The organism is Ruegeria sp. AB8 (assembly GCF_056542605.1).
On the sequence record NZ_JBQGAB010000013.1, the window covers coordinates 112,689 to 134,994 of the forward strand.

The 22,306-nt window shown below is 56.7% G+C and carries 21 protein-coding genes; 18 read left to right on the plus strand and 3 right to left on the minus strand.

Annotated features, from left to right (window positions below):
• The first annotated feature begins 72 nt into the window (after positions 1 to 72).
• The 6 genes from ACR0CG_RS14840 to ACR0CG_RS14865 all read left to right on the plus strand — a co-directional run bounded on the left by ACR0CG_RS14840 (position 73) and on the right by ACR0CG_RS14865 (position 5,664).
• Entirely contained in the window at positions 73 to 1,353 is a 1,281-nt protein-coding gene (locus ACR0CG_RS14840; RefSeq protein WP_480525890.1) for an ABC transporter substrate-binding protein, read from the plus strand.
• Between the two features lie 65 nt (positions 1,354 to 1,418).
• A complete protein-coding gene (locus tag ACR0CG_RS14845) occupies positions 1,419 to 2,270 on the plus strand; it encodes a branched-chain amino acid ABC transporter permease (protein WP_170611739.1) in 852 nt (283 codons plus the stop codon).
• A gap of 2 nt (positions 2,271 to 2,272) precedes the next feature.
• Positions 2,273 to 3,220 (plus strand): branched-chain amino acid ABC transporter permease, encoded by a 948-nt coding sequence (locus ACR0CG_RS14850; RefSeq protein ID WP_480525892.1) that lies wholly within the window; start codon positions 2,273 to 2,275, stop codon positions 3,218 to 3,220.
• Complete coding sequence (locus ACR0CG_RS14855) at positions 3,217 to 3,948, plus strand: ABC transporter ATP-binding protein (protein WP_480525894.1); 732 nt, start codon at positions 3,217 to 3,219, stop codon at positions 3,946 to 3,948. Before ACR0CG_RS14850 ends, ACR0CG_RS14855 begins: the two co-directional genes overlap by 4 nt.
• Complete coding sequence (locus tag ACR0CG_RS14860; protein ID WP_170806730.1) at positions 3,948 to 4,655, plus strand: ABC transporter ATP-binding protein; 708 nt, start codon at positions 3,948 to 3,950, stop codon at positions 4,653 to 4,655. Before ACR0CG_RS14855 ends, ACR0CG_RS14860 begins: the two co-directional genes overlap by 1 nt.
• Before the next feature lie 175 nt (positions 4,656 to 4,830).
• On the plus strand, positions 4,831 to 5,664 hold the full coding sequence (locus ACR0CG_RS14865) for a hypothetical protein (RefSeq protein WP_480525896.1): 834 nt from the start codon (positions 4,831 to 4,833) through the stop codon (positions 5,662 to 5,664).
• A 41-nt stretch (positions 5,665 to 5,705) separates the two neighbouring features.
• Here ACR0CG_RS14865 and ACR0CG_RS14870 read toward each other — a convergent pair whose 3' ends face one another.
• Positions 5,706 to 7,562, minus strand: a complete 1,857-nt coding sequence (locus ACR0CG_RS14870; RefSeq protein WP_480525928.1) for an SLC13 family permease — start codon at positions 7,560 to 7,562, stop codon at positions 5,706 to 5,708.
• A 269-nt stretch (positions 7,563 to 7,831) separates the two neighbouring features.
• Positions 7,832 to 8,704, minus strand: coding sequence for a LysR family transcriptional regulator (locus ACR0CG_RS14875; RefSeq protein WP_170806728.1), 873 nt, complete (start codon positions 8,702 to 8,704; stop codon positions 7,832 to 7,834).
• Between the two features lie 202 nt (positions 8,705 to 8,906).
• Here ACR0CG_RS14875 and ACR0CG_RS14880 point away from each other — a divergent pair, with 202 nt between their 5' ends.
• From ACR0CG_RS14880 to ACR0CG_RS14895, 4 genes are all read left to right on the plus strand, one after another.
• Positions 8,907 to 9,923 carry a TRAP transporter substrate-binding protein gene (locus ACR0CG_RS14880; RefSeq protein WP_170611752.1) on the plus strand — a complete coding sequence of 339 codons (1,017 nt, stop codon included), beginning with the start codon at positions 8,907 to 8,909 and terminating at the stop codon, positions 9,921 to 9,923.
• Between the two features lie 62 nt (positions 9,924 to 9,985).
• Complete coding sequence (locus ACR0CG_RS14885; RefSeq protein WP_170611754.1) at positions 9,986 to 10,549, plus strand: TRAP transporter small permease; 564 nt, start codon at positions 9,986 to 9,988, stop codon at positions 10,547 to 10,549.
• On the plus strand, positions 10,549 to 11,889 hold the full coding sequence (locus tag ACR0CG_RS14890; protein WP_170611756.1) for a TRAP transporter large permease: 1,341 nt from the start codon (positions 10,549 to 10,551) through the stop codon (positions 11,887 to 11,889). Before ACR0CG_RS14885 ends, ACR0CG_RS14890 begins: the two co-directional genes overlap by 1 nt.
• A gap of 24 nt (positions 11,890 to 11,913) precedes the next feature.
• Positions 11,914 to 12,402 carry a universal stress protein gene (locus tag ACR0CG_RS14895; protein ID WP_170611758.1) on the plus strand — a complete coding sequence of 163 codons (489 nt, stop codon included), beginning with the start codon at positions 11,914 to 11,916 and terminating at the stop codon, positions 12,400 to 12,402.
• A 112-nt stretch (positions 12,403 to 12,514) separates the two neighbouring features.
• Here the strand turns inward: ACR0CG_RS14895 and ACR0CG_RS14900 are convergent, their stop codons facing one another.
• Entirely contained in the window at positions 12,515 to 14,029 is a 1,515-nt protein-coding gene (locus ACR0CG_RS14900; protein ID WP_480525899.1) for a malonate--CoA ligase, read from the minus strand.
• Positions 14,030 to 14,318: 289 nt separating this feature from the next.
• On the opposite strand from ACR0CG_RS14900, the gene ACR0CG_RS14905 reads away from it, so the two are divergent.
• The 8 genes from ACR0CG_RS14905 (at position 14,319) to ACR0CG_RS14940 (ending at position 22,303) form a co-directional block, all read left to right on the plus strand.
• The gene (locus ACR0CG_RS14905; RefSeq protein WP_480525901.1) at positions 14,319 to 14,576 is read left to right on the plus strand and encodes a metal-sensing transcriptional repressor; all 258 of its coding nucleotides are present in this window, start codon (positions 14,319 to 14,321) and stop codon (positions 14,574 to 14,576) included.
• Between the two features lie 4 nt (positions 14,577 to 14,580).
• A complete protein-coding gene (locus ACR0CG_RS14910; RefSeq protein ID WP_480525903.1) occupies positions 14,581 to 15,918 on the plus strand; it encodes an MFS transporter in 1,338 nt (445 codons plus the stop codon).
• 137 nt (positions 15,919 to 16,055) lie between these two features.
• Entirely contained in the window at positions 16,056 to 17,108 is a 1,053-nt protein-coding gene (locus ACR0CG_RS14915) for a dipeptidase (protein ID WP_480525905.1), read from the plus strand.
• Between the two features lie 30 nt (positions 17,109 to 17,138).
• Positions 17,139 to 18,734 (plus strand): ABC transporter substrate-binding protein, encoded by a 1,596-nt coding sequence (locus ACR0CG_RS14920; protein ID WP_480525907.1) that lies wholly within the window; start codon positions 17,139 to 17,141, stop codon positions 18,732 to 18,734.
• Between the two features lie 44 nt (positions 18,735 to 18,778).
• On the plus strand, positions 18,779 to 19,789 hold the full coding sequence (locus ACR0CG_RS14925) for an ABC transporter permease (RefSeq protein ID WP_480525908.1): 1,011 nt from the start codon (positions 18,779 to 18,781) through the stop codon (positions 19,787 to 19,789).
• Positions 19,786 to 20,700, plus strand: a complete 915-nt coding sequence (locus ACR0CG_RS14930; protein WP_480525910.1) for an ABC transporter permease — start codon at positions 19,786 to 19,788, stop codon at positions 20,698 to 20,700. The genes ACR0CG_RS14925 and ACR0CG_RS14930 overlap by 4 nt, the downstream gene beginning before the upstream one ends.
• Positions 20,697 to 21,563, plus strand: coding sequence for an ABC transporter ATP-binding protein (locus ACR0CG_RS14935; protein WP_480525912.1), 867 nt, complete (start codon positions 20,697 to 20,699; stop codon positions 21,561 to 21,563). Before ACR0CG_RS14930 ends, ACR0CG_RS14935 begins: the two co-directional genes overlap by 4 nt.
• Positions 21,560 to 22,303, plus strand: coding sequence for an ABC transporter ATP-binding protein (locus ACR0CG_RS14940; RefSeq protein WP_480525913.1), 744 nt, complete (start codon positions 21,560 to 21,562; stop codon positions 22,301 to 22,303). Before ACR0CG_RS14935 ends, ACR0CG_RS14940 begins: the two co-directional genes overlap by 4 nt.
• Positions 22,304 to 22,306: the final 3 nt, after the last annotated feature.

Here is a 22,306-nt window from a genome sequence, read left to right on the forward strand (position 1 = left end):
GATCGATCCATCTTCTTGTGTACTGTATACAGAATACAAGAACGGCATAATGAGACACAGGGAGCAAAACTGATGATCAAGACAGCGCTACTTAGCGGAACATGCATCGCGCTCATGGCCTCGACGGCCGGAGCAGAAATTAAGGTTGGGTTTATTGGGTCGCTTTCCTCGGACACCGGGCTGTCGACCCTTCGCGGGGCAGAAGTCGCGATTGAGGAGCTTAACGCCAATGGCGGCGTGATGGGCGAGCAGATCATACTGGTCTCTGCCGATACCGGGCAGGATCCGACCGAAGGCGTACGCGCTTATGAATACCTGGCCGAGACCGAAGAGGTTGATTTCATCATATCGGGCTCGATCGACGATGTGTCGCTTGGCTGGCTGCCCCGGATGCAGGAATACCGCATTCCGACGCTGGACACCTGGACATCCTATATCGGCATCATCGACATGGTGGTCGAAGATCCCGAGGGCATGGCGCCCTATTTCATGAACATCGCCTCGGACGAGGCGTTGGCCACGCTTTACATCAATTTCGGCGCGGATGTCCTGAAGGAAAAGATGGGCTGGGATTCCGTTGTCATTCTGGCCGAGGACACCGCCTTTGGCGAAGCGATCACCGGACTTGTGACCGAAGCGCTTGCACCGGTCGCCGGGATCGAGGTCAAGGATATCATTACGTATGACGTGGCCACCGTCGATTTCGCGCCGATCTTCAGCCGTGCGCAGGATACAGGGGCCGACTTCATCTATCAGGTCTCGTCCGTTAACTCTCAGGTTGTGTCGTCGCAATATGTGAAATTGCAAGTGCCGATGGCGATGACGGGCGTCAACGTATCCGCGCTGGGTATGGAGTATTGGGAAGACACGGGCGGCGCCGGCGGCGGCATCTCGACCCTGTCCCCGATCCCTTCGGTTGGGTTCAGGCTGGATCCGGCAAGCCAGGCTTTTGTCGACACCTATCAGGCCAAGTATGACAGTCGCCCGTTGCTGCCGCATTTCAACGGGTTCAACGCCTATCACGGTCTTAAGCAGGCCATGGCTGCTGCCGAAGAAGCTGGTGGTTTCGACAATGTCGAAGGCTGGGCCGATGCGATGAAGAAGCAGGATCTGGTCCTGGAGATGGATGGTCAGCTGTGGTTGCGCTATGCCTTCTGGGGCGATGATGAGGTCGAACCCGTAACCGGCCGTACCTATCCGCATAACATTCGCTTTGATCTGTCCGAGCCGTTTGATGACGCCGCACCGTCCATGGTTGTCGTGCAGTGGTACGAGGACGGAACCGCCGCTGTTGTGTACCCAGAGAAATACGCGACGGGCGAGTTTACCCTGCCAAGCTGGGTCAAAAACTGATCCGGTCGTTCACATAGCTTGAACCGGGCGCGCGACAGCGTGCGCCCGCAGCCAGGGATACCTCAATGTTGCAGATACTGATCCAGGGGCTTTTGCTCAGTGGTCTCTATGCGCTTATCGCAATGGGTTTCACGCTGATCTTCAGCATAGGGCGTGTTCTGAATCTGGCGTATGGCGCTTATCTGATGGTCGGTGGGTACATCTACTTCTGGGTGTCGCAAACACTGGGGATGCCCAAGCTCATGGGCGTCGTCGTGGCCGCCGCACTGGGCGTTCTGATGGGTATTCTGAAGTACCGCCTGATCGTGAAGACGCTCAAAGGTGATCATGTGGCGGTCGAAATATCGACGCTGATCCTTGCCGTGGTAATACAGGCCGGGATCGTTTTGGTCTTTGGCGACAGCAGCAAGATCCTGCTGCCCATCGTGCCCGGAGTGATCAACGTTGCCGGAGCGTCCGTCACCTACAACATCCTGATTGCTACGCTCATCAGTTGGGCCATTCTTCTGGGTCTATACGCGTTCGTGCGGCTCACCCATACCGGGCGGGCAATGCAGGCGGTTTCGATGGACGCCAAGGGGGCTGCCATCTCGGGGATCGACCCGGACCGGATTAACCTGATCACCTGGGGCATCTCGGGGGCATTGGGGGCACTTGGCGGTGTGTTCTTTGCCAGTTACACGCAGCTTTCGCCATCCATGTGGGTCGCCCCGCTGATCATCTCGGTGGCCGTTGTCATCGTGGGCGGAATTGGGTCGATCATCGGGACCTTGGTTGTCGCACACATCGTCGGCTTTCTTGAAGTCATCGTGGTGGCGACCCTTGCGCCCGAGTTGCGCGGTGTCTTCACCATGCTGCTGATCATTGGTGTTCTGGTGACCCGCCCGCAGGGCCTGTTTGGCCGTGAGGAGTTATAAAGATGGGGCTGCGCTGGTTTCACTTTGCCCTCTGGGGTGGTCTGATTGCGGGGATGTTCCTGTTGCCTCAGGTCGTTTCCAACGGAACACTGCGTACGATGATCTTTGCCAACTACTTGGCGATCTTCGCGATCAGTTGGGACGTGCTGTCCGGGCGGACAGGATATGTGAGCTTTGGCCACCCTTTTCTGATCGGCATCGGAGCGTACACGACCGCCATTCTTACCAAACGGTTTGATGTGCCGGTTGAAATCTCGATCCCGGCCGCGGTGCTGGTCACCATGGCCGCTGGACTGCTGGTGCTGCTGCCTGCGCTGCGCATTCGTGGCAGCTATTTCGCACTGGTTACACTGGCCTTCATGGAGCTGCTGTATCAGCTGGTGCAGGTGATCCGTCCGGATCTGACTGGCGGCACACGCGGGATGTCTGGTGTCCAGACCCTGACGCGGGGCGCAGCAAACGGATACTACCTGTCGACCGCCCTGATGCTGAGCGTCGCCGTCAGCATGTGGCTGCTGATGAAAACCCGTCTGGGAACAGCGCTGGCAGCGATCGGCATGAACGAGGAAAGCGTGCGCGGCTCGGGGCTCAGCACCACCCGGCTGAAAGCGTTTGCCTTTTTGACCAGCGCGTTCATAGCGGGGCTGGGCGGGGCTTTCTATGTTCACTATCTGGGCTCGCTGGCTCCGCGTGCGCTATTTGACATCAACTTCCTGTTTACCATCATCGTTGCCGCACTGCTGGGCGGTACATCGACCATCATCGGGCCGATGATCGGCGCATTCTTCATGACCTTTTTGCTGGAATACCTGCGGCCGGTCCTGCCTGGGGCCGAGCGGTATTTTGTCTACGGCGCCATCGCGCTGATCCTCTACATGTACCAACCCAAAGGGCTGGTGGAACTGGTGCGGCGCGGATTCGCCCGGCTGCGGAAAGGGGGTGTGGCGTGACTGTGGCACTGGAAGTTTCCCATCTGATCAAACGCTTTGGCGGGCTGGTGGCCACGAACGGTCTGTCTTTTTCCCTCAAAGAAGGGGAATCTCTGGGTCTGATCGGTCCGAACGGGGCGGGCAAGACCACGGTGTTCAGCCAGATCATGGGTGAGCTGCGCCAGAACAGCGGCACGATCGAACTTTTCGGGCAGGAGATCTCGGCCCTGCCCACGTCCCGGCGCATTCGGGCCGGCGTCAGCCGCACGTATCAAATCCCGCGACCCTTCGGCGATATGAACGTGGCCGAGAATATCCGCGTGGGCCTGATGCCTGACAACATCTGGCGCATGATCACCAAATCCCCTGACACGGATCGGGAACGGGAACTGGCCTTGAGCGTCGGCTTCACCGAGGCCGACCTGCAACGGACACCGTCCGAACTGGCCATGGGCGATCTGCGCAAGCTGGAAATGGCGCGCACCATGGCCACCGCGCCGCGTGTGATGCTGCTGGACGAGGTGTTTGCCGGTTTGACGGTGGGGGAAATCGCGCAGATCTCGGACCTCATCCAGTCCATGCGCAAGGACGGCATGACTTTTCTGATCGTCAGCCACGATCTGCCCGCGCTTGAACCCCTGATCGACCGTGCCATTGCAATTGAGCGGGGAACGATGATCGCCGAAGGCACATTCACCGAAGTGATGAATGACAAGGCCGTGCAGGCCTCGTATCTGGGGGGCGCCTGATGTCCTATCTGGAAATCGAAAACCTGTCCGCATTCTACGGCAAGGCGCAGGCGCTGACAGACATCTCGATCACGGTCCAGCCGGGCGAGATCGTGGCCGTCGTCGGTCCGAACGGTGCGGGTAAGTCCACCCTGCTGGACAGCATAATGGGGATGGTCAGAACGGAAGGCGATATCCGGCTGCGCGGCCACAGTCTTGCAGGCCGATCACCGGCCGAAATCGTGCGCCACGGCGTCGGTTACGCGCCCGAACGGTTCAACCTGTTTCCCTACATGTCTGTGCGCGACAACCTGATGGTGGGCGCCTATACTGCCCGCGAGGATATCGAAAGCAATCTGGACATGGTCCACAAGCTGTTCCCACGGCTGGCCGAGCGGGAAGGGCAGGAAACCTCGACCCAGTCCGGTGGCGAACGGCAGATGGTGTCCTTCGGACGGGCCCTGATGACCAGCCCCGAGTTGCTGTTGGTCGATGAGCCAACAATCGGTCTGGCCCCGAAAATCTGCCTTGAGATCGCCGAAGTCGTGCGTCAGTTAAACAAGGAATACGGCCTGACCGTGGTCATCACCGAACAAAACGCCAATTTCGCCCTGTCACTGGCTAGCCGTATCTATGTGCTCGAGTCCGGCCGCATGCAAACGTCCGGCACTGCGGATGAACTGCGGAACGACAAAAGGCTGCTCGAAGCGTATTTCGGCGGGCACTGAATCCGATCGGTTCAGTTTTGCGTGCCGTCTCGGCGACAATTCCTCAGAACTACCACACACGACCTGGGTTTTGGTGTTGTCTGCTGCACGGGTTCTGTACCAAATGGGGCGGGTACCGGCGCTCGGGCGTCGAGAACACCCGAGTAGGCGCGGTACAGAAGGATGGGACCAATACATGTCGGAAGAGTTCACGGCTGCAGAAAAGCGCAGGCTTGAAAAACGAGTTCGTGCTGAACGGGTCATGGGCGATAACGGCCATCTGTTCGACCATCCGGTACCCGCTGAACTTCTCACGCCGTATTCCAATGGTGACAATACCGAGCTTGAGCAGATCCGCGTACAAAGGAAATATATCAATCGTGCCAACAACATCCGAAGGTGCTGGAACAGGTTTCAGCTTTACCTTCCCGAGTTGATGTACACCGAAGAACCGCAGGACATATTCGAGATGTCGACGGCGCATGGCGGTATGCTCGAGGTTGCCCGGCACTTTGGCCATACCGTTTTGGGAAATGACTTTCCCAATATGCTCAACAACAAACAAACTGAACTGGCATCCACGCATCGTCGCCTGAACGACGAGACGTTTGTCTGCGAAACCGACAATCACGGCATTCAGATCCCCAAAGACCACAAGGTACACGACTGGCCCTATCGCCCGATTATCGAAGCAATCGATATTCCAATGACGCTGTTTGACGCCGGGCGCACGCCCTATCCATTGGCGGACAAATCAAAGGATGTGCTGATTTGCATGCAGTCGATCGAACATTATTGCCACCCTCAGGACTGGATGCTGATACTGGACGAGTTCTGCCGCATCACCCGAAAGACGATCCTGATCATGCTCAACCCCGTGATCGGTCATTTCGCCAATGATCCGTTTTACACAGAGTGCTTCGAGAAAGCCCGACACGATCTGCATATGTATCGTCGAAATGGGTTCCGGACCACATCGTGTCATATCCAGTGGTCGCAGGTGCTTGTGTTCAAAATCACGGCCGTCTGAGGAAAAAGACCTGCAAGGCTGTCACTGACATGCCTGTAAAATCAATACAGGACGTTGAGCATGAACAGAGACACGAACAGGAACAGGACTGTCATGACCCCGCCGGATCGCACGAAATCCATGACCTTGTAGCCTGCCGGACCCATGATCAGGGCATTCACCTGATGGGTCGGAATGATGAAGCTGTTCGAGGTCGATATGGCAACGGTCAGCGCAAAGACCCCCGGATTGCCCCCTGCGGCAACCGCGATTGAAACCGCAAGGGGCACAAGCAAGACGGTTGCCCCGACATTCGACATTACCAGCGAAAAAGCTGTGGCCAGTATTGCCACCCCAGCCTGAAGCGCCCAAATGGGCCAGCCGTCCAGAATGGTCATGATCTGCTGCGCAATCCATGCGGCCGTCCCGGTATTCTGCACGGCCTGACCAAGCGGTATGAGACAGGCAAGAAGGAAAACGGTGTTCCACCCAACTGCGCGATATGCCTCGTCCACACTCAACACGCGGGTCAGCATCATGCCGGCCGCTCCGGTCAGCAGGCATAGTGACAGCCGGACGTCGGTGAACAGGATCAGCGACAAGGAAATGGCAAAAAAGGCAAGCGCCCAACCGACCTTTTGCGGCCGCAATTCGTCTTGCGGAAAGTCCGTGGTCACAACGACAAAATCCGGATCGCGCTTGATCCGCATCAGGTTGTCCCATCGGGTATGGGCGACCAGCATGTCACCGGCGTGAAATGCTTCAAGGCCGATCTGGGTTGATGCGTGATCATCCGTCTCGACATGGCTGAGCGTTTCTTCCCCGCGATGGATCGCCAGCAAAGACATGCCATAGGTCTTGCGGAACAAAAGCTCGCGCGGGCATTTGCCGATCAGCTTGCTGTCCGGGGTCACGACAACTTCTGCGATCCCGGCATTGGTGGGTGCAAACTCTTCGACGAAGATATCCAGTTCAGGCAGAACAGTCAGACCGAACTTCTGCGCGAACTCCTCGACCACCCAGCGACGCCCGATGATGGCCAGCCGGCAAGGTGCGGCAATCTCGGCGGTCAGTACCTGCACCATCGAGGTTTTCCCGCGATAAAATGTCGAGATAATGTAAAGGTGGTTCTCGTGGTTGATATCGGCCAGAATCTGCCCCACCAGGGGGCTGTCCTCGGGGACGATGACCTCAAAAACGTCTGCCTTGAGACCGTAGACCCTTTGCAGATATTCTTGCGTGCCTTGCCCGGTCCCTGTTGCATCAGACGCGCCTTCAGTCGGCAGTACCCAGCGCCCCAGCAAAAGAAAATATGCAATACCCGTCAGGATCAGGGCCATGCCGATTGGGGTGACTGAAAAAAGTCCAAACGGTTTGATTTTCTGCCCTTCGGGCAACCCGTCATTTGCCGTCAGAATGAGGTCATTCAGCAAGATCAGTGGGGAAGAACCGACCATAGTCATGGTGCCGCCTAGAATGGCGCAAAAACCCATCGGCATCAGCAGTCGCGAAAGCGGAATGCCGGACCTTGAGGAAATTCGGCTGACAACCGGTAAAAACAAGGCCGCCGCGCCGACATTCTGCATGAAAGACGAGATCACTCCGACAGTGCCTGACACGATCGGCAAAACCCGGTTCTCGGCTGTGCCACCGTATTTCAGGATGACGGCAGCCACTTTGTTCATGATGCCGGTCTTGTCCAATCCGGCACCGACGATCATGACCGCGATGATTGAAATAACGGCGTTGGACGCGAACCCGTCGAACAGTCGAGAGACATTTGCCAGGTTCTCCAGCCCGGGCGCATAACTGAGAAGGCCGACGATGACCAAAACCAGTATGGCGGAAAGGTCAATTCTTACGATTTCGGAAACAAACAGGAAAACGGTGAAGGCCAACAGGGCGCAAACCACACCCATCTCGAACGTAAAGGTTACTTGTTCCACAAAGTTCACCGGGAAATTGTATTTTGGTCTTTAGGGAACACTTAACTTATTGGGCTGGCCTTGTCATGAAGTTTCGCCAGCCATGGCGGAAACGAAATAAAATTATTTCAGCGTCCTGAGCCTTGAACAGGTTGACACACTGCTTGCTCCAACCAATCGGGCACCGTGCTTTCAATGGTGAAGAATCCAATCCCGCTAACTTTGGATGGTCGAATAAAGTAGCTGGACCGGCATTTCATAGCCTACCTGTCATGAGCGTCTTTCAGGCATTCAAGAAACACGTTCAACCTGCGCCCTTGCGAAGCGCTTTTGCGCACGATTGCGGCCATGCTTGAAATATATTCCGCAGCTTCGCATCTGACCTCCCGGACTTGACCAGCTTCCACGAACGGCTGTGCCTGATGGGTCGGCAAGAAGCCCAGATAGCAACCGGAAAGGATCAGAAGTGCCAACGCTTCTTCGCTTTGGACAAAGGCGGACTTTCTCAGTTTCAGTTTTTGATGGATCGACATGTTGGGTGAGTTAAAGCTCAGGCCCGCATAGGTGTACTTTCGAAGTTCACTTAACTTGAACTCGGTTTCTGCACGCTGAAACAGCTCGTGATTCCGGCCGCAAAACAGGCGCATGTCTTCGGTATACAGGGGCGAATAGTTCAACATCGGCGATTGGCGGTGCAAGGGGACGATGCCCAGATTGAAGCGACCGTTTATGACACCTTCTTCGATCACGTTGGGCGGTTCGACCGAAATATCGAGCGTGACGCCCGGCGCCCGGTTTCGGAACAGGCGAATTGCTTCGGACATTTCGGCATCCGGGTTGGAGGAAGACCGGTCAAAGATTGCAATCTTCAACTTTCCCGCCATTTCGGCGCGAACCTCACCGATAATGTTCTGAAATCTGTCGATTGAGGCAAACAGGCTGTCTGCGGACTTCAGGACATGCTGGCCGTCGGATGTCAGCGAGAACCCGGCGGGCCCGCGATGGCATAGTTTCAGGTTCAGGCGGGTTTCGAGATCCGAGATGTGTTTGCTGATAGTTGAACGCCCGATGTTGAGCTCAAACTCGGCGGCGGTGAACCCTCCGCAGGCAACCACAGTACGAAAAATCTGCAGCAAGCGAATGTCCACATCCGAGATGCGCGTAATAGCGAGTTTCTTTGGAATTGAAATGTTTCCTTTTGTCGAACTTTACGTAGATTACTTTGTATTACCTCAACGGTTTTTGCAACTTATAACTCGCCCACCGGTGACTCCAGTTTGCGCCATACTCACAGGCGTAGGAATGCGATGCCATCGTCACAAATAAGGTGGAGGACTTATGAAACTCATCAAATCATTCTCATCTGTCGCGTTGGCTGCCACGTTTGCCGCCGCGACCTTTGCCGCGCCGGCCATGGCGAAGAACTTCAAGATCGCCGTGGGCGACAGCGGCGGTTCCAGCCAGGAGGCAACCGGCCTTGCCTTCAAGGAAAAACTCGAGGAGCTGTCGGGTGGCAATCACACCGCAACTCTGTTTCTGAACGGCCAGCTCGGGTCCGAACAGGACACCGTGAACGAAGCAGCAATCGGCACGCTGGACATGTCGCTGCTGGCGATCAACAACGTCACGCCGTTCTCGCCGACTGTAGGTGTGTTCACGCTGCCCTACGTCATCCTCAGCCTGGAGGACGCCGAAACCCTGACCCAGGGCCCCATTGGCCAGGAACTGACCGAAAACACGATCAATGACGCCGGTGTGCGCATCATTGCCTGGACCTATACAGGTTTCCGCGTTCTGACGAACTCCAAGAAGCCGGTGAAATCGGTTGCGGATCTGGAAGGTCTGGTTATCCGCGTTCCCAAGAACGAGATCATGATCGACACCTATAAGGCGTGGGGCATCAGCCCGACACCGATGGCCTGGTCGGAAACTTTTGCCGGTCTGCAAACCAAGGTTGTTGATGGTCAGGACAACCCCTACACCACGATCAACGCGATGAAGTTCTACGAAGTTCAGGACTATGTGACTGAAATCCGTTACATCTTCTCGATCGAGCCTCTGATCATTTCCGAGCAGGTCTTCCAGGGTCTGTCGGCCGAAGATCAGGCTGCCGTACTGGAAGCCGGGCAGTATGCAACCCAGGCCTCGGCCCAATTCCTGCGCGACAAGGAAGCCGAGATCAAAGCGTTGCTGGTCGAAAAGGGCATGGAAATCCATGTTCCCGAAAACGACGAGGCAGAGTTCATCGAACTGGCAACCACAGCGGTCTGGCCGAAGTTCTATGAAAGCATCGGTGGTGTTGAAAAGCTGAACGCCGTTCTGGCCGCCATCGGCCGCGACCCCGTTTCGGAATGAAAATAGTATAAAACAAAGGAAAGCGCCTGACCGGCGCTTTCCATTCTGAGGGAGAGGGACCGATGAAAAACTTCTGGGGAATAGTCGACAACATAGAAAGCTACATCTGTCGGTTTCTTCTGGCAGTCTTTGTATGTCTTTTGTTTTTGCAGGTGGTCGTAAGGACGGTATTCAACTTTTCTTTTTCGTGGGTTGAAGAGCTGTCCGTCTACATGTTCGTTTGGTTCGTGTTTTTCGGTGCCAGCTATGCGGCCAAGATGGGTGCGCATAACCGCGTCACTTTTCAGTTCAAGTTTCTGCCCCCTCGCGCGATCAAATATATCGAGGCTTTCGCGGATCTGTTCTGGATCTGCTTCAATGTCTACTTCGTCTACCTGGCGATCGACTTCATCTTCAACCGTATGAACCGGTTCCAGTCATCCCAGACCCTGGGGTTCCATCTAAGCTGGGTCTACATCGTTTTGCCGATCACCTTCACCCTGATGACCATTCGTATCCTTCAGGTGAACTACAAGAAAATCATTCTGGACGAAGATCTGCGTGATCCTGACGCGATTGATCTGGAAGAAGTCCGCGCAGACCTGGGCGCTGACGTGGACCACACTGACATTGGGGAGGCAAAATAATGGGCAGTGAAATCGTATATATCCTGTTCGGCGGCTTCCTGTTGCTGCTGTTCATCGGCGCGCCGATAACGGTCGCGCTTGGCGTTTCGACGATGATCACCTTTCTCGTCCTGGATGAGAATCCGATCAAATTTGTCCAAATCGCCTTTACGTCCGTGGGTTCATTCCCGCTCATGGCCCTGCCGGCGTTTATTCTGGCGGGCGCATTAATGGAAGCCTCGGGCCTGTCACGGCGACTGATCAATGTTGCCGAAAGCTTTGCTGGTCCCTTCACCGGCGGTATGTCGGCGGCAACTGTTTTTGCCTGCCTGTTCTTCGGCGCGATTTCGGGTTCAGGCCCGGCGACAACTGCCGCCGTCGGCATGCTGATGATCCCGGCCATGATTGATAGGGGATACGGACGCAACTATGCTTCGGCGATCACTGCATCGTCCGGAGGGCTGGGGATTGTCATTCCGCCGTCCATCCCGCTGATCATCTTCGGCATTGCCGCGCTCGGCATGCCCGCCCCGCCAGAAGCTGTTGCCGAACATGGCACCTTCCAGACGGTATCCATCCCGAAACTGTTCATCGCCGGTTTCATGCCCGCGTTCGTAATCGCTGGCAGCCTTTTGCTGATGAACTACATCCTGGCCAAAAAGAGCGGCTATAAGGGTACGACCGAGGGCTGGTCCATGCGCCATATCTGGTGCGAGATGTATCGCGGCTTCTGGGCCCTGATGGCTCCGGTGGTGATCCTGGGCGGCATCTATTCGGGCTTCTTCACCCCGACCGAGGCGGCGATCGTTGCGATCTTCTACACTCTGGTTGTGGGCGCATTCATCTACCGCGAACTCAGCTGGGAAAAGCTGTTCACCTCGCTTGAAACCACCACATGGCTGACGGGGCGCGTGTTGCTGATCATGTTCACGGCAACGGTGTTTGGCCGGCTTCTGGTCGAAAACCAGATCCCCGCGCTGATCGCCGAAGGCATGCTGTCTGTCACAAGCAACATCTATGTGATCTGGACGCTGGTCATCCTGTTCCTGCTGTTTGTGGGCATGTTCATGGAAACGCTGGCAACCATTCTGATCCTGGTTCCGGTGATGCTGCCTGTGGCCTACAGCGTCGGCATCGACCCAATCCACTTTGGTGTCGTGATGGTGTGTACGCTGGGCATCGGTTTCCAAACCCCACCATTGGGCGAAAACCTTTTCATCGCATCTGGTATATCCAATATATCAATCGAGAAGATTTCCGTTGCAGCGCTGCCGTTCGCCTTCATCAATACGGTCGCCATCTTCATCATAGCGTTCTTTCCCGAAATCTCGCTATGGCTGCCGCGGGCGCTTGGGTATTGAGTGCGGACAGAAAGGAACTGAACAATGTTACCTCAGATCAAAGACATCCTGTTCGCAACGGATCTGTCCGAAAACGCCAACAATGCGTTGCGCCATGCCCTGAGCATGGCGCGCGCCCATGGGGCGAAAGTCCATGTTTTGCACGTGACCGAGCCTCTGACACAGGACGCCATCGTGACGATGCGAATGTTCATTCAGGATGATGCATCGCGCAAAAAAGCGATCCGGGACCGCCACGCTTCGGTGAAGGAACTGCTGAAAGAGAACCAGCAGAAGTTCGTGAAAACCCTGACCGAAGAAGGAAAGGAGGCTTACGCGTCTGTCGCCTCGGTGGAGCTGGTTGACGGGCATCCCGCCGAGTCCATCCTGCAACGCGCGCGCGAGCTGGATTGCGGCCTGATTGTCATGGGCACGCACGAGCAGGGCACCGGACACACCTTTATCGGGACGGTCGTCAAACGGGTGTTGAGACGCTCGACAATTCCAACGATGGTGGTGCCCAACATCACCTGATAGGGGTGTTCAGACTCATCTTGAAGACCTCAGAATCTTCTTTTCACAGCGGTTGGGTTGAGGTTCTGCCGATGGTACGCGAAGGCCCCTAGGGCTCTGCGGGGTGATCGTGTCACAAGCCCGCGAACAGGTCTTTGAATTGCGCGCGTAGCGCGTTCTTCTGGACTTTGCCCATCGTATTGCGCGGCAACTCATCCAGTTGGATCAGTTTTCGTGGGTGTTTGTAGCGGGCCAGACCGCTGCTGAACGCGGCCTGTATCGCTTCCAGATCGGGGTGCGCGTCCGGTTCCGCAACAATCACACCGACCACGGTTTCACCGAAATCCGGGTGTGGCACGCCGATGACTGCGCTTTCCAGAACACCCGGCTGGTCGTCCAGCGCCAGTTCAACCTCTTTTGGATAGACGTTGTAGCCTCCCGAAATGATCAGATCCTTGTTGCGCCCGACAATGTGGACATAACCGTCTTCGTCTATCCGCCCCAGATCGCCGGTGATGAAGAATCCATCCTCTCGCAACTCGGCGGCAGTTTTTTCCGGCATCTGCCAGTATCCGCAAAACACGTTGGGGCCGCGCACCTCGATCACGCCGATCTCGCCCTGGGGCAACGGACTGCCTTCTGCGTCACATACCTTAAGCTCGACCCCCGGAAGTGGGAATCCCACTGTTCCTGCCCGCCGTTCACCGTCATAAGGGTTGGACGTATTCATGCCGGTTTCAGTCATGCCATAGCGTTCGAGAATGCGATGGCCTGTGCGGTTCTCGAACTGAACGTGCGTATCGGCAAGCAGCGGGGCCGATCCTGAGACGAACAGGCGCATATGTGCGGTCAATTCCTTCGTGAAACGCGGGTCATTCAGCAGTCGCGTGTAGAAAGTCGGAACACCCATCATCGCCGTGGTCGTCGGCATCAGTGTGATGATGTTGTCCAGATCGAACTTGGGCAGGAACACCATACGGCTGCCAGCGATCAGAGAGACATTGGTCGCCACGAACAACCCGTGAGCGTGAAAGATCGGCAGCGCGTGCATCAACACGTCGTCAGGCGAGAACCGCCATTCCTTTGCCAGCGTCCGGGCATTGGACAGCAGGTTGTTCTGCGTCAGCATGGCCCCCTTGGACCGGCCAGTTGTGCCGGAGGTGTACAGAAAGACCGCCAGGTCGTCTCCTGTACGATCCACAGTTTTAAAGTTTACCGGCATGGCGGCGGCCTGTTCCATCAATGTACCACCGCCATCGGCATTGAGGGTTGAAACGCTGGCCCCCATCGGAGTACTGACAGACTTCAGTTGGTCCTCGTTCTGTTTGTCACATACGACCAGAGATGCGCCGCTGTTTTCGATGAAATAGGTCAGTTCCTCGACCGTGTAGGCCGTATTGAGTGGCAAAAACACCAACCCGGCCTGAACACAGGCTGCGTAAAGGGCAAGCGCCTCGGGCGTTTTTTCGACCTGCACCGCGACCCGATCACCGGGTTGCAACCCCATCCGCGCAGTGACATTCGCGATCTGCGCCGCTGTATTCAGAAAGTGGCGATAAGAAACCACCCTGCCATCCGCAAGATGCAGGAACGGTGTATCTTTGTCCGCATGAATTCCGAACAGGCTGTCATAGAGTGGGTTTGCCAAGAAACTGACCTTTGTATTCGCGATGCAAGAGACTTATCGGCTGAGAAATTCTAGCTCAACGAAAATAGTGGAGCAGCGCGGGATTTTGGGCCGCGTTTCAGGTGGGCTCACGTGTCATCAGGGACAGAGCCATAAGAAGCCATAAGGCGGGCATTCAACAGCGGAGATGAAGTTGTTCGACGGCCCGCAACTGTTCCGACGGTGGCCATTTGCCGAAGTATCGGGACCCGTTCGACAAGAAAGGCAGATCGATTGACGATATCCCCCGGGGGAGGATAAGGTTCGCCACATGACACACATCCACTCAACCCACCCGGCAATCATTGCGCGACTGAAAAGGGCCGAAGGGCATCTGTCCAAAGTGGTTTCGATGCTGGAGCTGCAGCAACCTTGTTCCGACATCGCCCAACAATTGCACGCGGTCGAGAAAGCGATCACAAACGCCAAACGCGCTTTGATCCATGATCATATCGATCATTGTCTGACGGGCGGCGACGATCCGGTAGGGGCCGTGGAAGAGTTGAAAACAATCAGCAAGTACCTGTAATCCGATGCTTTCAGTTCTTAGAAATCGCACCTATCGCCATCTTTTCTTCGCCCAGATCGTGGCGCTTTCAGGCACAGGTCTTGCCACTGTTGCGCTTGGCCTGCTTGCCTTTCAGCTGGCAGGGGAATCGGCGGCTCTGGTGTTGGGAACCGCACTGACCATCAAAATGGTGGCCTATGTCACGATCGCTCCGATTGCGGCGGCATTTGCCGAGCGCGTCGATCGGAGACGAATGCTGGTGGTCCTCGACCTGATCCGGGCCGCGGTTGCCATGACCCTTCCATTTGTATCAGAGGTCTGGCAGGTCTACGTTCTGATCTTTGTCCTGCAATCGGCATCGGCCGGGTTCACACCCGCCTTTCAGGCCACGATCCCCGACGTTCTTCCTGATGAAGAAGACTATACCAAGGCGCTGTCGCTGTCCCGTCTTGCGTTTGACATGGAAAGCCTGCTGAGCCCGATGCTGGCGGCGGCGCTATTGACCGTGATGAGCTTTGACAACCTTTTCTGGGGTACCGGAATCGGGTTTGTCGCATCGGCGCTTCTGGTCGTCTCGGTGCTTCTGCCGTCGCCAAAGCCGGCAAAGCCGCGCGGCATTTACGATCGGACAACGCGCGGGATGCGGCTATATCTCAGAACGCCGCGCCTGCGCGGCTTGCTGGCGCTGAACTGGGTCGCCTCGGCCACCGGCGCGATGGTCATCGTCAACACCGTTGTCATCGTGCGTGGGGATCTGGGCCTGTCGGAAAGTGCTGTCGCGGTTGTCTTGGCGGCGTTCGGGGCAGGTTCCATGCTGACCGCATTGACCCTTCCGCGCCTGTTGAACAGCGTGCCCGACCGAAAGGTGATGCTGTCAGGGGCGGTGCTGAGCATTCTGACCCTGTTCACGTTGGCGCTGACATCATTGGCAACGCCGCTGTCACAAACCGCTCTGATGGTCGGCTGGCTTCTTGTTGGTGCGGGATATTCCGCGATACTGACGCCGACAGGGCGGCTGCTTACACGGTCGGCGCATCCCGAAGACCGTCCGGCAATCTTTGCAGCCCAATTCACTTTGTCTCACGCCTGCTGGTTGGTCTTCTACCCTGCGTCGGGCTGGCTGATCACCGTGTTCGGCACCGTTGTCGCCATGGTCTCGCTGTCTGCTCTGGCATTGTTCGGTCTTCTGGCTGCCGTGCGACTATGGCCGGCCGATGACGGCCGACCTGTCCGTCACGACCACCCGGATTTGCCGCAGGATCACCCACATCTACAGGGCGATGAGCCTCATCAGCACGTAATCATTATTGATGATCTGCATCCGAGGGCTGATGGGCAGACAAAGGCAAAAACCGCCCTATAACCTGTTGGCGTCCCCAGAAGGCATTCATTTTATTGCAATCCCTCCGAAAGACATTTCCGGAGTTTTGGATTTTTTTGTTGCAAATTGATACTAACCAGCGGAACCATGCTCAGAACACGTAGTCCAGGGTTTTCGAGATGCCGCCATTCGCCATTGACGGGCACAATGACGTTTTAAGCAAAATTGCCGGTTCGAATGCCTTGGATCCTCTTGCGCTTTTTTGTTCCGGAAACGGGGACTGGCATCTTGATCGTCCAAGAATGAAGGCCGGCGGATTGCTGGGCGGTTTCTTCGCCATTTGGGGGCCATCCGAAAACGATACGATCGACTATGATGGCCTGATGGCCGGAGCGACCTATGACGTGCCGTTGCCACCCGAATTGCCACAAGATGCGGCGATGAGACGATCGGTTGCATTGGCAAGCAGTCTTGTTCAGCTTGAGCAACGCGGGGCGCTGCGCATTTGCAAGAACGCGGCGGAGTTGCGCCTAACCTGCGAGTCCGGCGAAATCGGCGCAATCATGCATATGGAAGGGGCCGAGGCGATTGATCCGGACCTGAAAGCGCTCGACCTGTTCTATGCGGCTGGCCTCAGGTCGTTAGGCCCGGTCTGGAGCCGCAACAACATCTTTTGCGACGGCGTTCCGTTCCGCTTTCCCGGATCACCCGATACCGGTGGTGGACTGACCGAAGCGGGAAGGTCGCTGGTCGCACGGTGCAACACGCTTGGTGTTCTTGTGGACCTGTCGCATATCACCGAAGCGGGGTTTTGGGATGTCGCCGAAACGTCGGATGCGCCGCTGGTGGCCACACATTCCTGTGCCCATGCCATTTGCGCAAATTCCAGGAACCTGACCGACGCGCAACTGCGCGCAATCGGCGAAAAGGGCGGTGTCGTGGGGATAAATTACGCGGCCCAGTTCCTGCGCGCAGACGGTCGTCGCGACCCGGATGTGCCGTTGGATCAGGTTCTGGCCCATATCGATCATATGATTAACGTTATGGGCGAAGACAGTGTGGCCCTGGGCTCGGACTATGACGGCGCCACGGTGCCCAATGCCCTCGACGGCGCAGAAAAGCTGCCTGCATTGCTGAACGCGATGGAGGTCCATGGATACACACAAGATCGGATCACGAAGATAGCCAACGGAAACTGGCTGCGCGTGCTGACCGACACCTGGGGCGGGTAGACCCGAGCATAATCAACAGGGAGTTAGACTATGAAGTTATTTTCCAAACTTGTCGGCACCGCAGCTTTTGCGGCGACACTGGCTGTGGGTGCACCGGCCGCGTTTGCCGAAACGCCGCCCAACATGCTGGTCATGGCGATGCGTATCGATGACATCACGACAGCCGATCCGGCACAGTCGTTTGAATTCACCGGCATGGAGATGACGCGCAACATTTATGGCAAGCTGGTCAATTACGATCCGCTTGATCTGGACGCCGGGTATCAGCCGGATCTTGCGACCAAATGGGACGTGTCCGAGGACGGAAAGACGATCACTTTTACGATGCGCGAGGGCGTCAAGTTTCACTCCGGCAACCCGGTGACGGCGGAAGATGCGGCGTACTCGCTGCGCCGTGTCATCAAGCTGAACAAGACACCGGCCTTCATCCTCACTCAGTTCGGTTTCACCCCTGAAAATGTTGATCAAATGATCCGCGTGGAAGATGGCAAGCTGCTGATTACCACGGACAAGAAATACGCGACATCCTTTGTGCTGAACTGCCTGACAGCCGGTGTCGGCGCTATCGTCGATATGAAGACCGTCGAAGCCAACGCCGTGGATGGCGACATGGGCAACACCTGGCTGGCGACAAACTCGGCGGGTTCCGGTCCCTACATGCTGACAGGCTGGAAACCGAATGAAAGCTATTCGCTGCAGTCCAACCCTGATTATTATGGCGGTGCCCCTGCCATGGAACGCGTCATCACCCGCCATGTGCAGGAAAGCGCGTCGCAGCGGCTGTTGCTGGAGGCAGGCGATATCGACATCGCACGCAACCTGAACCCTGAAGACATGGCCGCGGTCGAGTCGAACGCCGATCTGGACATGTACGCGGCCCTGAGCGGTCAGATCATGTATTTCTCGCTGAGCCAGAAACACCCCGAACTGTCGAACCCAAAGGTCATGGAGGCCATAAAGTACCTGATCGATTATGAAGCGATGGCCGATAGTTTCCTCAAGGGTGACTGGGCGGTTCACCAGAACTTCCTGCCTGCAACCTACATGGGATCGGTCGACGACAATCCGTTCAGCTATGATCCGGAAAAAGCCAAGGCATTGCTGGCCGAGGCGGGTATTTCGGGGTTTGAGTTCGAAGTCGGTGTGCGCGAGGCGCAGGAACGTATCGAGATCGCACAGTCCATCCAGAACACGCTGGCCGAGGCCGGGATCACCATGAAGATCACTGTGGGGACCGCCAAGCAGGTGCTGACCCGGTATCGCGCCCGTGAACTGGACGCCTATCTTGGCGCTTGGGGGCCGGATTACCCCGATCCGCAGACCAATGCCGGAACCTTTGCCTGGAATCCTGACAATTCGGACGAAGCAAAGGCCACCGGGATTCTTGCTTGGCGCAATTCTTGGAACCCCGGGGAACTGACGGCAATGACCGATGCGGCCAAGATTGAACCCGACACGGCAAAACGGGCCGAGATGTACGAGGAAATCCAGGCCATATTCCGCCAGACTTCGCCCTTTGCAATCATGTTCCAAAGGACTGAGAGATCCGGGATCGGCGGTAACGTCACCAACTGGAACCTTGGCGGTGCGGTGTCCGAAGCCGGTTATTTCGTCGTAACCAAGTAATGAGCGACATGACAAATTCCGAGAGGCGCGGGCTCGCGCCTCTCATGCACGTCTTAAAAACAACCGTTCTGACGATCGGATCGATTCTGGTGACGATGCTGGGATTGTTATTTGTGACCTTCATCATCGGAAGGGTGATGCCGGTCGACCCGGTGATTGCGATAGTGGGTGAACGCGCCACGCAGGAAGTTTATCAGGAAACTTATGAAATGCTCGGGCTGGATAAGCCTTTGCTTGTCCAGTTCTGGTATTACCTTTCCGACGTCGCCCGGCTGGATTTTGGAATTTCCTACCTTAACGCGCGCCCAGTGATTGAAGATATTAAGCGGGTTTTTCCCGCAACTCTGGAACTGGCCACCCTGGGTGTTCTGGCGGGTATTCTGGTCGGCGTGCCGCTGGGCATTGTCGCGGCCGTCAACCGGGGTAGCTGGATCGATCAGATCGCCCGCTTCATCGCGTTGGTGGGATACTCAATGCCGATCTTCTGGCTGGGCTTGATGGGATTGATGATATTCTACGGCAAGTTGCGATGGGTCGGTGGCCCGGGGCGCCTGGATATTTTCTACGAGGACATCGTGCCGACGCGTACGGGTATGATCCTTGTCGACAGCCTGATTGCCGGCGACATGACGGTCTTCTGGAATGCCGTCAGCCATATTATCCTGCCCGCGCTGCTGCTGGGTTATTATTCGCTGGCCTATATCAGCCGCATGACCCGCAGTTTCATGCTGGAGCAACTCAGCGCAGAATACATCCTGACCGCCCGTGTAAAAGGATTGCCCGAACGTATCGTTATCTGGCGTCACGCCTTCCGCAACATCCGTGTGCAGCTGATCACCGTCATAGCCCTGTCTTATGCGGGATTGCTGGAAGGGTCCGTGCTGACCGAAATCATCTTCAGTTGGCCCGGCATCGGCAGCTATATCACCACGGCGCTTCTGAGTGCGGACATGAATGCCGTTCTGGGTGGAACCGTGGTTGTCGGTTTCTGCTTCATATTGCTGAACGTCGCAAGCGATCTGCTTTACAAAGTTCTGGACCCGAGGGCCAAATGACCACTCAAACGCTACGACAATGGCTTCTCTCGGAAGAACCGGAAAGCAGGGTACAGGCTCGCCTCGCCTCCATATATAACGGATGGCTCACGTTGCGCGGCAATGTCATGGCCATGATCGGTTTGGTCATCATTGTGGCGCTGATTCTGACCGCCCTGTTCGCGCCACTTCTGGCACCGCATGATCCGTATGTTCAGGACCTTGGCAAACGTCTGCTTCCGCTTGGGACAGAAGGACATCTGTTGGGGACGGACAGCCTCGGGCGCGATATCCTCAGCCGCCTGATTTTCGGTGCTAGAATAACGCTTTACATCGTGGCACTTGTCGCTCTTATAGCGCCGGTTTTAGGGCTTCTGGTTGGCACCGTGGCAGGATATGTCGGCGGAATCGCCGACCTTGTCCTGATGCGGATTACCGACATCTTTCTGGCCTTTCCCCGGCTGGTTCTGGCACTGGCCTTTGTGGCGGGGCTAGGTGCAGGTATCGAGAATGCGGTTCTAGCAATATCGCTCACTGCCTGGCCGCCCTATGCACGGTTGGCTCGGGCCGAGACGCTGACGATCAGATCGCAGGACTATATCAGCGCCATAAGGTTGCAAGGGGCCGGTCCGTTCCGGATCATCACGCGCCACATCTGGCCGTTGTGCATCAGTTCACTCATCGTTCGGGTCACGCTGGATATGGCAGGGATCATTCTTGCGGCGGCCGGTCTTGGATTTCTGGGTCTCGGCGCGCAACCGCCCAGCCCGGAATGGGGTGCGATGATTTCCGAGGGGCGCCGTTTCATCCTGGATCACTGGTGGGTCGCCACCATGCCGGGGCTGGCGATATTCACCGTGTCGCTTGCCTTCAATCTGCTGGGCGACGGATTGCGTGACATTCTTGACCCCAAACAAGGGGGCCAAGGATGAGCGAACAGTTGCTGGATGTGCAGAACCTCTGGGTTCGGTTTCCGTCCCGCAGGGGCGTGTTCGACGCAGTGCGCGGGGTCAGTTTCAGCCTTGGGCGGGAAAGACTGGGGATCGTCGGCGAAAGCGGATCCGGGAAGTCCATGACCGGGCGGGCAATCCTGCGCCTGGTGCGCAGCCCGGGTCTTGTCGAGGCGGACCATATCAAGCTGCACGACGTTGACCTGCTGAGGTTGTCCGAACCCAAGATGCGCGCTGTTCGCGGCAGCAAGATTTCCATGGTCATGCAGGATCCCAAGTTCAGCCTGAACCCCGTGATGACCATCGGTGCGCAGATGATCGAGGCCTATCACCAATCCACCGGCGCCGGGCATTCCACTGCCCGAACGCGCAGTCTGGAAATGCTGGACGCCGTTGCAATCCGAGACCCGGAAAGGGTACTGCGTGCTTATCCGCACGAGATGTCCGGCGGCATGGGGCAAAGGATCATGATCGCCATGATGCTGGCCGCAAATCCCGAGATCCTGATTGCCGACGAACCGACGAGCGCGCTGGATGTTTCGGTCCAGCGTCAGGTGTTGAATATCATGGACGATCTGGTGCGCGAGCGTGGAATGGGGCTGATCTTTATCAGCCATGATCTGAACCTGGTGGCCGAATTCTGCGACAGGGTGCTGATCATGTTTGCGGGGCGCATTGTCGAAGTCTGTGATGCCGACAAGCTGTCTGAGGCCAAACACCCATATACTCAGGGACTTCTGAATGCCTTGCCCCGTCTGGATGAGCCGCATGAAAGGCTTGCGGTTCTGAACAGGGACGAAGCCTGGGCCGATGCGCCTTCGGTCAGCGGACAGGTCAAGCCATGAGCATGATCGACATACACAATCTGAACGTCTGGTTCGGAACGGGAAGGGATCGGGTGGACGCCGTGCGCAGCGCCTCGCTTTCTGTTGCTCAGGGGCAGAGCCTGGGCCTTGTCGGCGAAAGCGGTTCGGGCAAGTCGACAATATTGCGGGCGCTGTCCGGCCTTGTACCCGGCTGGTCCGGCAGAATGCATGTCAACGGTGCCGAACTGGGCCGACATCGCTCGCGCGAGTTCTATCAGACGGTTCAAATGGTCTTTCAGGACCCCTATGCCTCGCTTCACCCCCGCCAGACCGTCGATCAGGTTCTGTCTGAAACCTTGCGTCTACACGGCATGACCGACATTGACCGCCGGATCGAGGATCTTCTGGCCAATGTGGATCTGGGCCAAAGGTTTCGTTTTCGGTATCCGCATCAGCTGTCAGGCGGCCAACGCCAAAGGGTTGCAATTGCACGGGCGCTGGCGGCCGAGCCGGATGTGCTTTTGCTGGACGAGCCGACCAGCGCGCTGGACGTTTCAATTCAGGCCGAGATTCTCAACCTGTTGACCGACATACGCGCCGAGCGATCCCTGACATATCTTATGGTCAGCCATGATCTGGCGGTTGTCGGGCATTTGTGTGACCACATTGCCGTGATGAACGCCGGCCAAATCGTCGAGCATCTGAGCGTCGAGCAACTGCGAAGCAGATCTGCCCATCATGCCTATACCCAGCAATTGATTGCCAATTCCTACATCTAAGCC

What these genes read in the sequence shown, in the direction of transcription:
- ACR0CG_RS14890 (WP_170611756.1), top strand. Translation starts at nt 10,549, where the DNA reads ATGGGCAGTGAAATCGTATATATCCTGTTCGGCGGCTTCCTGTTGCTG.
- ACR0CG_RS14860 (WP_170806730.1), top strand. Translation starts at nt 3,948, where the DNA reads ATGTCCTATCTGGAAATCGAAAACCTGTCCGCATTCTACGGCAAGGCG.
- ACR0CG_RS14930 (WP_480525910.1), top strand. Translation starts at nt 19,786, where the DNA reads ATGACCACTCAAACGCTACGACAATGGCTTCTCTCGGAAGAACCGGAA.
- ACR0CG_RS14920 (WP_480525907.1), top strand. Translation starts at nt 17,139, where the DNA reads ATGAAGTTATTTTCCAAACTTGTCGGCACCGCAGCTTTTGCGGCGACA.
- ACR0CG_RS14915 (WP_480525905.1), top strand. Translation starts at nt 16,056, where the DNA reads ATGCCGCCATTCGCCATTGACGGGCACAATGACGTTTTAAGCAAAATT.
- ACR0CG_RS14845 (WP_170611739.1), top strand. Translation starts at nt 1,419, where the DNA reads ATGTTGCAGATACTGATCCAGGGGCTTTTGCTCAGTGGTCTCTATGCG.
- ACR0CG_RS14925 (WP_480525908.1), top strand. Translation starts at nt 18,779, where the DNA reads ATGCACGTCTTAAAAACAACCGTTCTGACGATCGGATCGATTCTGGTG.
- ACR0CG_RS14895 (WP_170611758.1), top strand. Translation starts at nt 11,914, where the DNA reads ATGTTACCTCAGATCAAAGACATCCTGTTCGCAACGGATCTGTCCGAA.
- ACR0CG_RS14885 (WP_170611754.1), top strand. Translation starts at nt 9,986, where the DNA reads ATGAAAAACTTCTGGGGAATAGTCGACAACATAGAAAGCTACATCTGT.
- ACR0CG_RS14865 (WP_480525896.1), top strand. Translation starts at nt 4,831, where the DNA reads ATGTCGGAAGAGTTCACGGCTGCAGAAAAGCGCAGGCTTGAAAAACGA.
- ACR0CG_RS14870 (WP_480525928.1), bottom strand. Translation starts at nt 7,562, where the DNA reads ATGGGTGTGGTTTGCGCCCTGTTGGCCTTCACCGTTTTCCTGTTTGTT.
- ACR0CG_RS14940 (WP_480525913.1), top strand. Translation starts at nt 21,560, where the DNA reads ATGAGCATGATCGACATACACAATCTGAACGTCTGGTTCGGAACGGGA.
- ACR0CG_RS14840 (WP_480525890.1), top strand. Translation starts at nt 73, where the DNA reads ATGATCAAGACAGCGCTACTTAGCGGAACATGCATCGCGCTCATGGCC.
- ACR0CG_RS14850 (WP_480525892.1), top strand. Translation starts at nt 2,273, where the DNA reads ATGGGGCTGCGCTGGTTTCACTTTGCCCTCTGGGGTGGTCTGATTGCG.
- ACR0CG_RS14910 (WP_480525903.1), top strand. Translation starts at nt 14,581, where the DNA reads ATGCTTTCAGTTCTTAGAAATCGCACCTATCGCCATCTTTTCTTCGCC.
- ACR0CG_RS14880 (WP_170611752.1), top strand. Translation starts at nt 8,907, where the DNA reads ATGAAACTCATCAAATCATTCTCATCTGTCGCGTTGGCTGCCACGTTT.
- ACR0CG_RS14935 (WP_480525912.1), top strand. Translation starts at nt 20,697, where the DNA reads ATGAGCGAACAGTTGCTGGATGTGCAGAACCTCTGGGTTCGGTTTCCG.
- ACR0CG_RS14905 (WP_480525901.1), top strand. Translation starts at nt 14,319, where the DNA reads ATGACACACATCCACTCAACCCACCCGGCAATCATTGCGCGACTGAAA.